The organism is Cycloclasticus sp. PY97N (assembly GCF_002443175.1).
Classification (GTDB): Bacteria; Pseudomonadota; Gammaproteobacteria; order Methylococcales; family Cycloclasticaceae; genus Cycloclasticus; species Cycloclasticus pugetii.
Map to the genome: position 1 here is coordinate 173,580 of NZ_CP023664.1, position 15,354 is coordinate 188,933.

The 15,354-nt window shown below is 42.9% G+C and carries 12 protein-coding genes and 1 tRNA gene; 4 read left to right on the forward strand and 9 right to left on the reverse strand.

Annotated features, from left to right (window positions below):
• Positions 1 to 49 precede the first annotated feature (49 nt).
• From CPC19_RS00940 to CPC19_RS00950, 3 genes are read left to right on the forward strand one after another with little or no spacing between them, the layout of a single operon-like run.
• The gene (locus CPC19_RS00940) at positions 50 to 1,567 is read left to right on the forward strand and encodes an MFS transporter (protein WP_016390321.1); all 1,518 of its coding nucleotides are present in this window, start codon (positions 50 to 52) and stop codon (positions 1,565 to 1,567) included.
• A gap of 5 nt (positions 1,568 to 1,572) precedes the next feature.
• Complete coding sequence (locus CPC19_RS00945; protein WP_016390320.1) at positions 1,573 to 2,499, forward strand: AEC family transporter; 927 nt, start codon at positions 1,573 to 1,575, stop codon at positions 2,497 to 2,499.
• A complete protein-coding gene (locus CPC19_RS00950; protein ID WP_016390319.1) occupies positions 2,496 to 3,671 on the forward strand; it encodes an MFS transporter in 1,176 nt (391 codons plus the stop codon). The genes CPC19_RS00945 and CPC19_RS00950 overlap by 4 nt, the downstream gene beginning before the upstream one ends.
• Here the strand turns inward: CPC19_RS00950 and CPC19_RS00955 are convergent, their stop codons facing one another.
• From CPC19_RS00955 to CPC19_RS00985, 7 genes are all read right to left on the reverse strand, one after another.
• Positions 3,672 to 4,865, reverse strand: a complete 1,194-nt coding sequence (locus CPC19_RS00955) for an ABC transporter permease (RefSeq protein ID WP_016390318.1) — start codon at positions 4,863 to 4,865, stop codon at positions 3,672 to 3,674.
• Entirely contained in the window at positions 4,862 to 6,085 is a 1,224-nt protein-coding gene (locus tag CPC19_RS00960; protein WP_016390317.1) for an ABC transporter permease, read from the reverse strand. Before CPC19_RS00960 ends, CPC19_RS00955 begins: the two co-directional genes overlap by 4 nt.
• A gap of 2 nt (positions 6,086 to 6,087) precedes the next feature.
• Positions 6,088 to 6,747 (reverse strand): ABC transporter ATP-binding protein, encoded by a 660-nt coding sequence (locus CPC19_RS00965; protein ID WP_015004922.1) that lies wholly within the window; start codon positions 6,745 to 6,747, stop codon positions 6,088 to 6,090.
• Complete coding sequence (locus tag CPC19_RS00970) at positions 6,740 to 7,882, reverse strand: efflux RND transporter periplasmic adaptor subunit (RefSeq protein ID WP_016390316.1); 1,143 nt, start codon at positions 7,880 to 7,882, stop codon at positions 6,740 to 6,742. The genes CPC19_RS00965 and CPC19_RS00970 overlap by 8 nt, the downstream gene beginning before the upstream one ends.
• A gap of 66 nt (positions 7,883 to 7,948) precedes the next feature.
• On the reverse strand, positions 7,949 to 8,587 hold the full coding sequence (locus CPC19_RS00975) for a glutathione S-transferase family protein (protein ID WP_016390315.1): 639 nt from the start codon (positions 8,585 to 8,587) through the stop codon (positions 7,949 to 7,951).
• A complete protein-coding gene (locus CPC19_RS00980) occupies positions 8,587 to 9,204 on the reverse strand; it encodes a 2-hydroxychromene-2-carboxylate isomerase (protein WP_015004919.1) in 618 nt (205 codons plus the stop codon). Before CPC19_RS00980 ends, CPC19_RS00975 begins: the two co-directional genes overlap by 1 nt.
• A gap of 176 nt (positions 9,205 to 9,380) precedes the next feature.
• A complete protein-coding gene (locus tag CPC19_RS00985; RefSeq protein WP_016390314.1) occupies positions 9,381 to 10,772 on the reverse strand; it encodes an MBL fold metallo-hydrolase RNA specificity domain-containing protein in 1,392 nt (463 codons plus the stop codon).
• A gap of 334 nt (positions 10,773 to 11,106) precedes the next feature.
• Between CPC19_RS00985 and hemN the strand changes: the two genes are divergently transcribed.
• Positions 11,107 to 12,492, forward strand: coding sequence for an oxygen-independent coproporphyrinogen III oxidase (gene hemN / locus CPC19_RS00990; RefSeq protein WP_016390313.1), 1,386 nt, complete (start codon positions 11,107 to 11,109; stop codon positions 12,490 to 12,492).
• A gap of 30 nt (positions 12,493 to 12,522) precedes the next feature.
• Here the strand turns inward: hemN and CPC19_RS00995 are convergent, their stop codons facing one another.
• Positions 12,523 to 15,033, reverse strand: a complete 2,511-nt coding sequence (locus CPC19_RS00995) for an RND family transporter (protein ID WP_016390312.1) — start codon at positions 15,031 to 15,033, stop codon at positions 12,523 to 12,525.
• 240 nt (positions 15,034 to 15,273) lie between these two features.
• Positions 15,274 to 15,350, reverse strand: a tRNA-Ile gene (locus CPC19_RS01000).
• Positions 15,351 to 15,354 lie beyond the last annotated feature (4 nt).

The window sequence follows — 15,354 nt, forward strand, 5'->3', positions numbered from 1 at the left end:
GTTAACGACTCCTTTTAAATCGCCTGTTTTCAGGATGATGTGGATCGCTATGACCATCTCAAATGTTGGTACCTGGATGACAGAAATTGGCACCACCTGGCTGATGGCTTCCATGCCAACATCCGACTTTTATATCGCTTTAATCCAAACGGCCATCACCCTACCATTTTTATTTTTAGCCTACCCATCCGGCACGTTGGCTGACCTAATTGACCACCGTCGAATGTTGCTGGCCCTACATATCGCGCTGTTTCTAACAGCAAGCGGCCTTGCGATCAGTACTTATTTTGATGCCGTTACGCCCTTAAGTTTGTTGCTATTTACTTTTGCCTTAGGTGCTGGCAATGCGATGATGAGGCCCGCTTGGGCAGCCAGCGTGCCCGATTTTGCGCCCAGAGCACAGTTGCCAAACGCGATTACTTTAAACACCTTAAGTACCAATGTTACCCGCGCCATTGGTCCGGCCATTGGTGGCTTTATTATTTTTCAATCTGGCCCAACTGGGGTTTTTATCTTTAACGCAGTTTCGTTTACCGGCTTAATTGTGGCCTTAGCTATTTGGAAACCCAAAAAACCAGATAATCAGTCTGCCTTGCCCGTTGAACGATTTATGGGTGCTTTTAAAGCTGGTTTACGCTACACACGAAATGTCCGTTCATTACGTATCGTATTATTCCGTAGTGCGATGTTTTTCTTTTTCGCCAGTGTTTCTTGGGCTTTATTACCCATTATTGTTATTCGTGAAATGAACATGGGCGCTCAAAGTTTCGGTATTTCAATGACTGTCGTGGGCTTGGGAACAATTTTGGGTGCGTTCTTATTACCGCGGTTTCATCGTTTACTCACACGTAACCAAATTATTTCATTATCCACCGTCATTTTATCTTTACCCTTGGTACTGCTCGCTTATAAACCTAATTTGTATACCTTAGGCTTAACCTTAGTTGCTTTGGGTTGCGCGTGGATTTCTAGTTTTTCATCTTTTATTTTATCTGCTCAAATGGTCGTACCTAACTGGGTACGTGCACGCACCATTTCTCTTGTCATGCTTACCTTTGGCGGCAGCATGGGGTTTGGCAGCTTGGTATGGGGGAGCTTATCTGACCATTATGGCTCTAGCATTTCAATATTCATCGCCTCCACTGGGCTACTACTCACTTTATTGTTAAGCCGCCGTTTTGCCATCGCAAATGATAGTTTAGACCCCTCTCCCACAACTCAATGGCCCATCGCTATTGATGAAGACTCAGTTCCCGGTGATAGAGGCCCCGTTTTGGTGTCTATTCAATACTGTATTCCTCAGGACAAAACAGATGAGTTTCTCTCTCTAATGAAAAAATTACGGGTTATTCGCAAAAGGAATGGCGCGTATTTCTGGCAAATATTTCATGATGCGAATGACCACCAGCTTTTTTCTGAAGTGTATATGTCTGAGTCCTGGTTTGAGGTCTTGCGTCAACGAGACCGAATGACCTATTCGGAAATGTCTATTCGTGATCAAGTTATGGCCATGCACGTTGGTGAAAAAGCACCGGCCACTTCCATTCAAATTGCAGGAAAAGCATAACCTCAATGAGTAGCTTAATACCCATGGTTTTAATCCTCGCCACCGGCGTGGCTTGGCATAAATTTGAACCCGGCGGTGTTACAACACAACAACTAAGAAGCACCCTAAGTGCCTTGGTGGTTAACCTGTTAGCACCTACCCTGATTTTATATATCATTCTTACAACGCCATTAAAAGAAGAGCTTTATCAGGTACCCATGACCGGCATTATCACCATCAGCCTGTGCTTGGGTCTAAGCCTAATCCTATTTTCTGGACTGCTTCGTGCAGGGTATATTTCCCGCCCTCAAGCCGGTGCTTTAGTTTTAGCGGCTAGTTTTGGCAATGGCATGGGGATTTCCTTGCCTGCCGTTGAGGCCTTATTTGGTGCTGAAATGGCCAGCATTCCATTAATTTATGACCTGCTCGCCACCGTCCCTTTTGTTTGGATAATTGCCGTGCTGGTTGCAGCGCACTTTGGAACGCGCATTGCCGGTGGTCATTTAGGTCGTGAATTACTGCTGATGCCGCCCGTTTGGGCAATCGTTATAGCGTTAACCCTTCGGTATTTTCAATGGATCCCGCACGAAAGCATTATTCAGGCATTTAAAATGATGGGGCTGGCAACTGTGCCTATGTTACTTTTAATGGTGGGCGTAAACTTTAAAATAAGCAGCTTTAAATATGTTCTTTTGACAATACCAGCTATGTTCATTAAGCTGATTGTTAGCCCAGCCATCGCGTTTAGTAGTGGGGTTCCTGTTGGCTTAAGCGGTGAGGTGTTAATTATCACCAGCATTACAGCCGCTGCCCCCCCCGTTATCGTTGGTATTGCTTTAGCTGATCGATTTAAACTAGATTCTGCACTTTTTTGTACCGCATTAACCTTAGGCACAGCGGCTTACCTTTTAATAGCCCCTAGCCTTTCAGATTATTTAACACAATTAATATGAACACAGTTACAAAAACCCAATGGGGTGGTGTTTGCTTAAGCTTCCTAACCGGTATAGCGTCGGCCATTACTGTTACCAAAGCTAGCCCTGCTTTATTAGAGATAAAAAAAGAGTTACCGTTGAGTGTTATCCAAATTGGTTGGATTATGTCTTCGGCTGCCTTAGCCAGTGTCCTACTGGGCATATTTGTTGGCGCCTTATCGCATCGCTACGGCCCCAAAAAAGTGTTACAAATCGCATTAAGCCTGATTATTATTACCGCCGGCTTTAGCATCATTATCAATTCTGCTAACGAATTAATATTAAGCCGTATCATTGAAGGCATCGCAGTTATCTTTGTGTCTGTTGCTGCACCAACTTTAATTTCACATTTATCGAAACCTTCCGATATGGGCTTAACAATGGGTGTTTGGGCACTTTGGATGCCCGCGGGAAGTGTGCTAACCTTTTTATTAGCCCCTGTGATTTTAGAGTTTTTTAACTGGCGTTGGCTGTGGGGCGCGGCGTTTTTTCTTGCCCTACCCTTACTTATACTATCAATAAAACTTGTTGACCCAACACGTACCGCCTCTGACACCGTTCATAAGAAACTCTCTCGGTCCGTTGTCTATAAGGCTATTATTATGGGGCTCATTTTTACCTGTTTCACTGGCACCTTCTTTAGCATGCTCACCTATCTTCCCACATACCTCATTGAAACCTATCAAGTTAGCTTGAGCAACGCACTTTTTACTACGACTATTTTGCCCGCTTTTATTATCCCTGGAAATTTAGTCAGCGGCTTTCTCATTCATCGGGGTATCCCTTGGTTTAAAATGCTGACGTTCCCCGCCGTCGCGCTCACTATCGTAATCACTCTACTGCTACATACAAGCTATCCAGACCAATTGGGTTTAATACTATTGGCTTTACTGGGGTTTTTCTTAGGCATGATACCCACTGCTATTTTTGCCCAAAGCCCTCGTTTAGCCGATAAGCCGATTGATACAGGCCGTGTTATAGGCATTGTTATTACTGGCCAAGGCCCAGGGATATTATTTGGCCCTCCACTGGCCGGGTTTTTAATCGGCAATCATCACCATTGGCAAAACCTGTATCCTTTTTACATACTGTTAACGATCAGTATTATTCTCTTCACTCAGCGCTTAAAGACACATCAGCCTGCGCATTAATTACTCTTCATGAAGTGCGTTAATCGGGTTTAAGTTTGCCGCTTGCCCAGCTGGGACAACACCGGCTATTAGGCCAATTACTGCTGACATCACTAATGCCAGCCCTAAGAAAAGTAAATTAAACGTTATCGGTAAGCCCGGTAAAAAAAGCTGTAACAAGCCGGTTAGCATAAACAGCAATACTAAGCCTAACAGGCCGCCTATTAACGCTAACACGGCAGCCTCACCCAAGAATAATATTAATATCGTTTTTTTATCCGCACCAAGCGCTCGGAGCAACCCCACTTCGGCTGTTCTTTCTCTTACCGTTGTTGTCATAATCGCCAAAATACCAACTGCACCAACGAGCAATGAAATAGCGCCTAGCCCACCCACCGATAATTTTAAAATAGAGAGTATTTTGCCCATTGACTCCAACATATCATTTTGTGTGGTTAGCGTGACATCTTCTCGCCCGTGACGCTTAATCATAAGATCCTTAATACGCGTTTCAATGCGCTTTAATGTTACATTTGCTGAAAACACTACATTAATTTCCATCAACGACTCTCTGTTAAACATCTGCAAACCATTTTGCGCTGGAATATAGATCGTATCGTCCATATCGACCCCAAGCATCTGGCCTTTTTTTTCAATAGTGCCAATGACCCGAAACCGCTGACCACCCACACGAATATGCTGGCCGAGTGGGTTTGAGTCACCAAACAATTCTTTTTTCATGGTGTAACCCAATACCGCTGTCGAGCGCGCATCTTCCAAATTACCGGAGAAAAAATTCCCTTGAGCCACTTTAAAGTCCCAGGCATCACTCATATCCGGCCCGACACCCAAAATAACCCCACTGCGCTGCAGATTATTAAACTCTACAACGCCCGAGCCTTGAACCACAGGCACCACCTTTTCAACACCCGTTAACTGCTTTAGCGCTTGTGCATCTCGCAATGTTAACGGTCGCACTGAAGACAGCAGGCCACCAGCGCCATGCGTTTCTTTTAAACCAGGGTTAATGGCAATAATTCGAGCGCCAAACTGTGAAAAACTGTCTAATACATACTGTTGAACCCCTTCGCCGATAGCCGTTAACAAGGTCACCGAGACAATGCCAACGGCCATTCCTAAAGCCGTTAATAAACTTCTCGACCGATAGCTCAATACCGAGCTAAAGATCCAGCGTCCACTATCGACCCAATTCAAGACACTTCCTTTTGCTGCTTACCTTGCAGCGCTTCAACGGGCGAAAGCATTGATGCTCGCTGAGCTGGCAACCATGCAAATATAAGCGCCAGTAATATCGCCAATAATATAGAACCCACTTGCGCCCACCAAGGTGAGTGAAATTGGAGCTCTATAAAATATATATTCGCCAGTAAAACAATCAGCTGACTCAACGCTAAACCCGACATAGAGGCCACTGCTGCTATCAGCCCAGCCTCAGATAAAAACAACACCCGTACTGTTGATGAGGTTGCCCCCAATGCTTTGAGTAAGCCAATTTCCTTAACCCGCTGAGAAACCGTTATCATCATCATATTCATAATCAAAATACCGGCGACTAACATGCTGATAGAGGCAATGCCTGCCACCGCTATTGTTAATATATCCAATATTTCTTGAACCGAGGTCAACATAGCATCTTGAGAAATCACCGTAACGTCTTCTTCACCTTCATGTCGCTCTTTTAACAGCTCTATAATGGCTTGCTTTATATTATCGAGCTGTTGATAAACCCGCACCTCTGCAAATAAACGAAACAGCCCTTCTACATTAAACACAGACTGTGCATTTGCGACCGGAATAATAATCACATCATCCATATCAAAACCAAAACTAGTACCGCCTTGGTTTAATACCCCTATTACTCGAAATCGACTGTCTGCCAGCCGTATCCGTTCGCCAAGCGCAGGCTTATTTTGAAATAGCTCTTGTCGTAATTTATTGCCGATAACGCACACTGCTTCGCCTTTATCGAGGTCTAAAGTCGGTAGTATTTGACCTTGAGATACCTTTAGTTGGCGAATAAGGAAAAAATCTCGGCTCGTGCCAATCGTTAATACTTCACGAATTTTACCGTCATACGAGGCTTCAATATTACCGACCACTATGGGCGCCACTGCTTTTACACCTGATAGCCGAGAGACTGATATGGCATCTTTCAATGTCAACGGTCTTGGTGATTCACCTGTCAGAGGCGGCATACCACCGGTGGTTTCTTTTTTCCCGGGTAAAACAATTAACGTATTACGGCCGAGTACATTAAACTCTTTAAGGACAAATGATTTGGCCCCTTCGCCCAATGCTGTTAACAGGTTAACTGCAACAACACCAATGGCGATGGCAAGCCATAACGTTATCGTACGAAACCGGTGTCGACTTAAGACATGCGTTATAAACCCCACAATGTCTGTCCAAAACATCGCTAAACTATACGCCCATCTAACATATTCAACTGCCTTTTCGCTCGTGCACCCAGTGTGGCGTCATGAGTTACTACCATTAAAGTAATGCCTTCTGCGTTTAGTGATTCGAGCAACTGCGTCACACCCTCTCCAGATGTTGAGTCCAAATTACCCGTCGGCTCATCTGCTAATAAAATGCTCGGCTTCATCACTATTGCTCGGCCTATCGCAACACGTTGTCGTTGCCCTCCTGATAATTGATTCGGGCTATGATGCGCTCGATCCATTAGGTGCAATTTATCAAGAATATCATCCACCGCCTGCTTACGTTGCTGCGCTGGGATGCCCGATAACATCATCGGCAACTCAATATTTTCTCGTGCCGATAGTCGGGGTACTAAATGATAAGACTGAAAAACAAAACCAATTTTTTGACTTCTTAACGTTGTCCGCTCGGCTTCCTCTAAGGTCGATACATTAATACCATCGAGCATATAATCACCCGAATTAGCCCTATCAAGCAGGCCCAAAATATTCATTAAGGTTGATTTACCTGAGCCTGACGGCCCCATCACAGCTATATACTCGCCTTGTTCAATCTTTAAAGAAACATCGTCCAGAGCATGAACAACTTGATCACCGATTTGAAACTTTTTTTCTAAATGATCTAATTCAATCATCGTCTATGGTCACTAAGGCTCCATCCACAGCGCCTTCTACATCAAGCGATATCAGCACTTGCTCAGTATCCGTTAAGCCCGCCTTAATTTCTGTATAACGCCAGTTACTCAAGCCCGGGGTAAACTCCGTTAAGACCAACTGTTTATTAGATGCCTGATATACCAATACTTTATTGCCATCAATAATCGTTTCTGTCGGTAACCTAAGGGTGTTTTTCTGCTGCTCAATAACCACATCTACATCGGCACTATAGCCGATAAGCATTTTTTGATAATGTTCTTTATCTACTAAATTAACATCTATATCTACCGTACGCGCTTGTTTTTCAAGCTCTTTTACATACGGCGCAATTCGCGAAACCTTTCCCTCAAACCGTTCCCCACGAAACGCATCTAATGTCAGGTGCACAAGCATACCCGGTTGAATTGAGGAGGCATCCACTTCATCGACAGGGGCTTGGACATACAAACAACCTTCGCCAATTAAATCAATGGCCGGCGGCGTTGCCACACCTGATGGAGATGGCGTAATGTACTCGCCCACTTCACCGTTAATTTCAGCAATCACACCCGAAAAGGGCGCTATTAATTCGGTTTTCTCTATCATCGCCTGTTGTAATTTCATACCGGCAATAGCACTGTCCTTACTAGCTTGAGCCTTCTTACAACTTGCCGCTGAGATAGTCTCTTTCGTCTCGGCAGCATCCAAACGTTCCACAGACACCAATTTTTTAGCCGCTAACCCTGTTAATCGCTTATGTTCACGTTTATTAAGGCTCGCCATACGGCAGCTTTCAATTACCGTGAGTTTGGCCGCCTCCACTCTGGCAATCGCCTCTTCAAAACGAGCTTGATGATCTTTATTCCATAGTCGAATAAGCACTTGATCTTTCTTAACGTGGTCACCCTCGTTAACAAACAACTCTGCAATTTGCCCACCGGTGGGTAATGATAAATGTGATCGGTTACAAGCTTTAATGGTACCTGCCCGAGTATTAGAAACCGTTAAATCTACTGGCCCTTTACTAACGGACACTAAGCGTACCGGCACTGGCTCTTCAGCACTGAAATAAAACCATGCCGATATCAGCAACAGCAATAAAATTAAACCCGTTATAACCTTAAGGATTGTCATACAACCCCTCGTAGATAACCATTAAACTTATGTTAACAGCGACGAAACGTAAGTCGCACCAGAGCACTAAGCAAGCCCCGGAAATTGCTCAGGCAGTGCTTTAAGAAAAGAGGACCGGGCGGCACAACGTGCATACCAATCATGCAAGTTTTGGAATGACTCATCGATTGCTAAGCCATGTGTGATGGCCAAACAAAAGCGCGGTATTAAGGCGCATTCTGCCACTGAGAAATGCCCAGCAAAAAACTCACTCTGACCCAATTGCTCCGATAAGATGAGCTGCTCATCAAACCAGGCTAACCGAGTCGATTCCTTAACCTCGGCACTGGCTTCGTGTGTTGGGCTATCTCGTTTTTGCTTGATATAGGGAAATAGAACTTTTCCTAATTTGCTATCACTGTAGTGATGTAGCTGTCTGGCCTTCGCACGTGCTTTAGGCGAGCTAGGCATCAGCTGTATTTCTGGACACTGGTCAAGCAGGTATTCAATAATCTGTGCTGACTCAGTTATCACCAAATCACCGTCTACCAAAACGGGCACTGTCGCATTTGGGTTTAAAGACACGACATCAGGGTGTTTTTTATCCAATTGAACAACAATTTCTCTAATGGTCAGCTTGGTTTCAAAAGCAACTAACCGTACCTTCCAACAAAAGGGGCAATCTGGCCGTTGATAAAGTGTTATTGACGATTCTGTTGTTACCATTAGATGTTTCTCAATCTCAGGTCATGCAAATGATCTTTCAACGAATCAATCCGATCATTTCCCCAAAAGATTTGATCGTCAACTGTAAACGATGGCACACCAATAACCCCTTTTGATTGTGCTTCTTGCCAATTCTCATCCATTTTAACAAGATAAGACTCATCACTACTGGCTGCTTCAACACATTCATGTGATAAACCTATTACTTCTGCCACTTCAAACAAAGTATCTATTTCACCGATATTACTGCCTTCTGCCCACTCTTGCCTCATCACTTCAATGATATAAGGCTTCAACAGGCCTTCTTTTTCCGCTGCAAACGAGACTGCGCCTGCCAATGTTGGGTCCGTTTCAATCGGTGGTGGAGAAAATGGAATACCCATTTTCTTGCAACTACGTGCTACGTCTTGGCGTACTAAATGTATTTTCTTCTTTACTCGCTCAGGCGATGATCGACCGGCCCATCCGCCAAAAGGTTTCCATAAAAACTTTACGCGGTATTGATCAACGACAGAAAACATACTTTTAGACGCTAAATAACAATATGGACTTCTAAAATTAAAATAGACATTAACCTTGGTCACTGCCTGCGCATTACTTGCTGTGTTATCGTTCATCCCCTCACCCCTCCATACTTACATTTTTTTTATTAGTATAGACCACTATTGTGCTATTAACATCCCTAAAAATACTGCTCAGGCATGCAGTATTGCAGATATAACGACATTAACCGTTTGTTTTATAGTGCATCGCTATCGCATACATACACTAGCCTAAATGCTAATGCTCGTCTTTATAGTTCAAACGATTCATGCAGCGTTGGTATTCTCACATCTGTTGCTTGAATTTTTGCAGCAAAGCTTTTCATGCTTTTCTCTTCACCATGAACAAGGTACGTCGTTTTAGGGTTCCCTGTTTTTGCATGCCATGCGATTAATTCAGTTTGGTCAGCATGCGCAGAAAAACCACCAATCGTATGAATACTGGCTTGAACAGGCATCTCTTCACCAAATATTTTTACTGTTTTTGCACCATCAATAATACGTCTTGCTAACGTTCCCTGAGCTGCAAAACCAACAAATACAATACTACTGCGCCGATTCCATAGATTATGTTTCAAATGATGCCGCACACGTCCGCCCGTACACATACCCGATCCTGCCATAATAACAGCACCACCACCCACCTGATTGATTGCCATTGACTCGGTCGTTTCACGCGTAAAATGTAGCCCTGGAAACCCAAAAGGGTCTTTGCCTTCATTAAACAGGTTTAGAGCTTCTGTGTTATAGCATTCAGGATGCCGCGCAAAAATTTGCGTTGCAGAAATTGCCATGGGTGAATCAAGAAACACATTAATAAAATGTTTTATCTTTTTACTAAGAATACCTTCTCGTAAAAAATAGAGCACTTCTTGCGCTCTTTCCATCGCAAACGTCGGAATGATGACATTTCCGCCACGGCCTATCGTTTCATTAATCACCCCATAAAGCTCTTTAATAGAGGGTTGTAATTGCTTATGCACCCTATCACCATAGGTTGTTTCCATAATAACCGTGTCTACTTTTGGCGGCCTGTCTGGTGCGTTCAAAATGGCCCGTCCACCGTAACCAAGATCACCTGAAAAGAGCACTCGTCGAACCTCGCCCTTCTCTTCAAGCTGCAGAAGAATAGACGCTGACCCCAGAATATGCCCTGCCTCAAAAAAGGTTGCTTGTATCCCCGCTGCTAGCTGTTCAGATTGCCCGTAAATGGCTTGTCTGCCAAAAAACTCTAAACTATTGAGCGCATCTAAAATACTATATAGCGGCTCAATGTCCTTATCACTATTTTGCTGTCGTTTTGCTTTACGCTGTTGGTAGCGCGCCTCTTCTTCTTGTAGGCCAGCAGAATCCAGCATAACCAACCGAGCCAACTCCAATGAGGCTGCCGTGGTGATAACAACCCCTTTAAAACCGCGTTTCACCAACAGCGGGATTCGCCCGCAATGGTCTAAATGAGCATGCGTCAGTAATAAAAAATCAATCGAAGCAGGGTCAAAGCCAAACGGTTCAGCATTTTCTTCAATAATTTCTCGACTGCCTTGATACAGCCCACAATCAATGAGAATGCGCTGACCGGCACATTCAATAAGATGACAGGAGCCGGTTACTCCCTTTGCAGCACCGTGGAATGTAATATTCAACTTGTCTCCTTTAACTTCAAATTTTTCTGAGCACGCCGATAAAAATAAAGTCCTATGCACTTCATCATATCATCTAAAAATACATCGCGTTACGTACCAACTTTCTAAACGATTGGCGAGCTCAGACAGGCTTGAATGCTTATATCATGCGCCATCATCGAGCAACCCCATTGCCTTGTTTTATCACAAACTTGGGTGCGTAAATATCAGCAAATCGCACCTACTTTAATTGATATAACGTTAACTTGATCCGCATCAGATCTGACTTCATTTCATCATATCAACCCATATTGAAGTGCTATAGTGCCTTGAACATTTGCACATCACTATAGCCTTGGAACAAACCGTAACTTTCGACCTCGACCTTATTCAGCGTTATAACAAAGCTGGGCCACGCTACACCTCGTATCCAACAGCTGTTGAATTTAATGAAAATTTCACAGCTGAAAGTTATCAGCAGCAAGTTGACCTATCCAATCAACGAGGTGGGCCGCTATCTCTATATTTTCACCTGCCTTTTTGTGACACGGTCTGCTTTTATTGTGCCTGCAATAAAATCATTACCAAAAATCGTCAGCATGCTGTTCCCTACTTGAAGAATTTACACAAAGAAATCGCCCTACAAGCAGCCTTATTTGATTCTAAACGCATCGTCGAACAACTACATTGGGGTGGTGGCACGCCCACTTTTATTAATCATCAACAAATGCGCGAACTGATGGCTGTTACACGCCAACATTTCACATTAGCAGATGATGATAACGGCGAGTTTTCCATTGAAATAGACCCTCGTGAAGCCGATGAAAAAACCATCGCTTTATTACGAGAGATTGGCTTCAATCGAATCAGTTTAGGGGTTCAAGATTTCAACCCCGTTGTTCAAAAGGCCGTTAATCGCATTCAAAGTGAAACCGAAACATTGGCGGTTGTTGATGCCGCCCGTGCAAATAATTTTCGTTCTATTAGCCTCGACCTGATTTATGGTTTACCCCATCAAACGCCTCGTAGCTTTTCACAAACGCTCGATAAAGTCATCCATAGCGCGAACCCTGACCGGCTGTCTATTTTTAATTATGCACATATGCCTGAGCGCTTTAAAGCTCAACGCCAAATGAACAAGGACGAGTTACCCACGCCCGAAGTAAAACTAGAAATACTGCACCAATCTATTGATCAATTGACCGGCGCTGGGTATGTATACATTGGCATGGATCATTTCGCAAAGCCTGACGATGAGCTGGCTGTTGCCCAACACAATGGCAAACTCTACCGAAATTTTCAAGGCTACTCCACACGTTCAGATTGTGACCTGATTGGCCTTGGCGTTACTTCTATTGGGCGTATTGCAGATTCCTACTCCCAAAACCAACGCACATTAGACGACTATGCAAACAGCTTGAAGCATAATGAACTAGCTATTTATCAGGGCATTAATCTGAATGCCGACGATAAAATTCGCCGTGCTGTGATCACTCAGCTTATTTGCCATTTCACGCTAGATATTAGGACTATTGAAGAAGAACTTAATATTAATTTTGCCACTTACTTTGCTGACGCCTACCCACAGCTCGATCAATTTTCGCGTGATGGGTTGATACGCTACGATACTAATGAAATTAAGGTCTTAGCCTCTGGGCAGTTGTTGATTAGAAATATTTGCATGGCATTAGATTTTTATAGCCAACAAAAAGCTAAACATCTTTTTTCGAGCGTGATTTAGCCCCCTTAAATCCCCTACTAACAAGTCTTATTAAACACTAATTTTTGGCTGATTACCCAGTGGCCTGAAACGAATAATAAGTAATGGCAAGAGCGTCATATTCGCCAGTAAGGCTGCAATCATTGAAAACCCCGTTAAAAGACCAAAATATATAGTGGGTATAAAATTAGAAAATACTAAAATTGAAAAGCCTATCGTAATCGTCAACGATGTGTAATACATTGCTCGACCAATCGAACTATGGCTTCGCTGAGCCGCTAACCAATAATCTTGATGTTGGCTATATTCATCTATAAAACGGTGTACATAGTGAATCGTGTCATCGACGGCTATGCCTATACAAATAGCGGCGATGGTGATTGTCATCATATCCAGTGGAATTGCTAACCAGCCCATTAGCGCAAGCACCATTCCCGCGGCCATTATATTGGGGATGATGGCGATGGCTGCTAAGCGTATGTTTTGAAAAAGTATTGCCAGCATTATCAAAATAGCAACAAACACAACGCCTAAGGTTAAAATTTGTGAGCGAAATAAGCTTTGAAGCATATTATTATAGAGAACGACCATGCCGGTAACTTTAATTTGCTCCTCATCTATCCCAAGGTCACGGTTTAGACCCTGTTTAATTTCTGCCAATAACTCTCCGCGTTGTAGTGATGGGTCTGATTCAAAAATTCTGATGCTAAAACGTAATTGATTGCCATCGGCAGACATGTAAGGCTCAATTAACGATTCCTTAATAACAGGGGGCAACTTTTTATAAAGAATCGCCAGCTCAAAATCATTATTTAGAATCTCCTCATTGAGCGTTTTTAGCAAACTTACTGCTGTTGCTATGGAGATTACCTTCCCTGTTTCATCAAAGGCATCAAGGTAATTATGTATCTCCTCAATCTTCCCTAGCATCTGACTGTTAAACCAATAACTTGAGCCGGTTATTCCAACAGCAGCATCACCATACTCATCATCAAAGAACTCATCGTCCTCCTCATATATTTCTTCTTCAGCCTCTTCTTCGTAAAAATAAGCCGGTGCATCAATAACCACATCCATGGGGGTTGTACCGCCTAGCTTTTGGTCTATCAGCTCCATACCCTGATAAATTTCTGTCGACTCTTTATAGTAATCTATAAAACGGTTTTCAACGGTCAGTTGAGCAAGCCCCCAAACACTTAACACCGCCAAGAGAACAAAAGACAACATAATTCCACGACCATATTGCTTATTCTTATCTGCCAAAAACTGTGTCAGCTTCTCGGTAATATCATGTTCTTGCGTCGGCTTTTCCTTATTTAATAACACCACTGCCGCAGGAAATAATGTAAACGTCATCAACTGCGCGATGCCAATACCTATTACCATCATCCAACCAAAATCAATCACTGGGCGAATACCGCTAACCAGTAGCGAACCGAAGGCCACCATCGTGGTGATCGATGTATACAAGCAGGGAATAAATTTACTTTTTACCGTCTCAAGCACTAATTCTCGCTGATCATAATTTGCCAGTGTTCGATGTAATTCTCTATACCGGACAATTAAATGAACCAATAACGATAACGTTAAAATAAGAAGCAATGAAACAAAGTTTGATGAAACAACCGTCACCGGCCAATTTAAAAGACCCAAGATACCAATCACACTCATTGCTGATGCTGAACAGGTCATCATGGCCAGAATAACCCAGTGTAAGCGTCTAAAAATAACACTTAAAATAATGATGAGAATCACAAAAACAGCAATACCAAACGTTAATAAATCATGCCGAATAAAGTCTATTGAGTCGCTGGCAATCATCGGCACGCCCCCTAAAAACAAGTGCGCGGACTTTCGGTGTTGATCCATGATATTACGTACTGTCTCAATATCTTTACTTTGTTGGACCTGTAACAATGCGTTATAAGCATCAAACTCATCTGAAATTTTTTGCAGTAAGTTAGCCTCTTTTACAGAAAGCTTATTTTCTAACTGCTTGGTACGCAAAGCATCACGACTTTTTAGCAAACTCTCCCACTTTTCATCAAATTTAAACGTTATTTGCAGGGCAGTCGTTTCGCCATCAGGGCTGATTAATAGATTACGGTAAAGCGGACTAGAAATTATCTCTTGCTTAGCTAGCTCACGATCAACCTTAGGGCTTTCTAACGTAATAACCTCCTCGCTTAACTCATACAACGTCATCGGAGGGCTATTAATTAAAGGCACATCTAATAAAGTAGTTACTGACTCAACTCGATCAATCTTTTTTAATTTTGACCGTAACTGATTTATGTCTTGTAGCACCTCATCTGAAAACATATCCAACTGAGGTGTATAGGTAAGAATTAAACTATCATCTGAGCCATAGCGCGCCTTTATTGACCGATAAAGCTCTAATGATTCATCATTTTCTAGGACTAACGAATCAGCAGAGGCATCTAGTCTAAATTTAGTAGCATGAGTCCCCAGAAAAATGACTAAAAGCACCATCACGACCATTGTAAAAATAGGTCGACCTAAAACGGTCCGGTTATAAATGGCTAATAATGTTGTCGACATATTATTTATAGATTCATTAATGAATTGTCTATAAGCATACGGGTAAACAGCATATTACTAAATTTAATTTGTGATTTTTTTCACTTAAAGATTTTTTAAAAGGCCAGCAACACCTTCTTTTTATCACCCACCCGCTATAGGCTTTATACGGTTACCGAATAAAGTAAATCTAGCGCATTGAAAAACCTTATTTAAATAAAAAAGCCTCAACTCCCTAAACGGGAATTGAGGCTTTTTATATGGTGGGCCTACAAGGACTTGAACCTTGGACAAATGGATTATGAGTCCACTGCTCTAACCAACTGAGCTATAGGCCCATTG

Coding starts and splice junctions, on each gene's coding strand:
- CPC19_RS00940 (WP_016390321.1), top strand. CDS start 50: ATGACCATCTCAAATGTTGGTACCTGGATGACAGAAATTGGCACCACC.
- CPC19_RS00945 (WP_016390320.1), top strand. CDS start 1,573: ATGAGTAGCTTAATACCCATGGTTTTAATCCTCGCCACCGGCGTGGCT.
- CPC19_RS00950 (WP_016390319.1), top strand. CDS start 2,496: ATGAACACAGTTACAAAAACCCAATGGGGTGGTGTTTGCTTAAGCTTC.
- CPC19_RS00960 (WP_016390317.1), bottom strand. CDS start 6,085: ATGTTTTGGACAGACATTGTGGGGTTTATAACGCATGTCTTAAGTCGA.
- CPC19_RS00965 (WP_015004922.1), bottom strand. CDS start 6,747: ATGATTGAATTAGATCATTTAGAAAAAAAGTTTCAAATCGGTGATCAA.
- CPC19_RS00970 (WP_016390316.1), bottom strand. CDS start 7,882: ATGACAATCCTTAAGGTTATAACGGGTTTAATTTTATTGCTGTTGCTG.
- CPC19_RS00975 (WP_016390315.1), bottom strand. CDS start 8,587: ATGGTAACAACAGAATCGTCAATAACACTTTATCAACGGCCAGATTGC.
- CPC19_RS00980 (WP_015004919.1), bottom strand. CDS start 9,204: ATGAACGATAACACAGCAAGTAATGCGCAGGCAGTGACCAAGGTTAAT.
- CPC19_RS00995 (WP_016390312.1), bottom strand. CDS start 15,033: ATGTCGACAACATTATTAGCCATTTATAACCGGACCGTTTTAGGTCGA.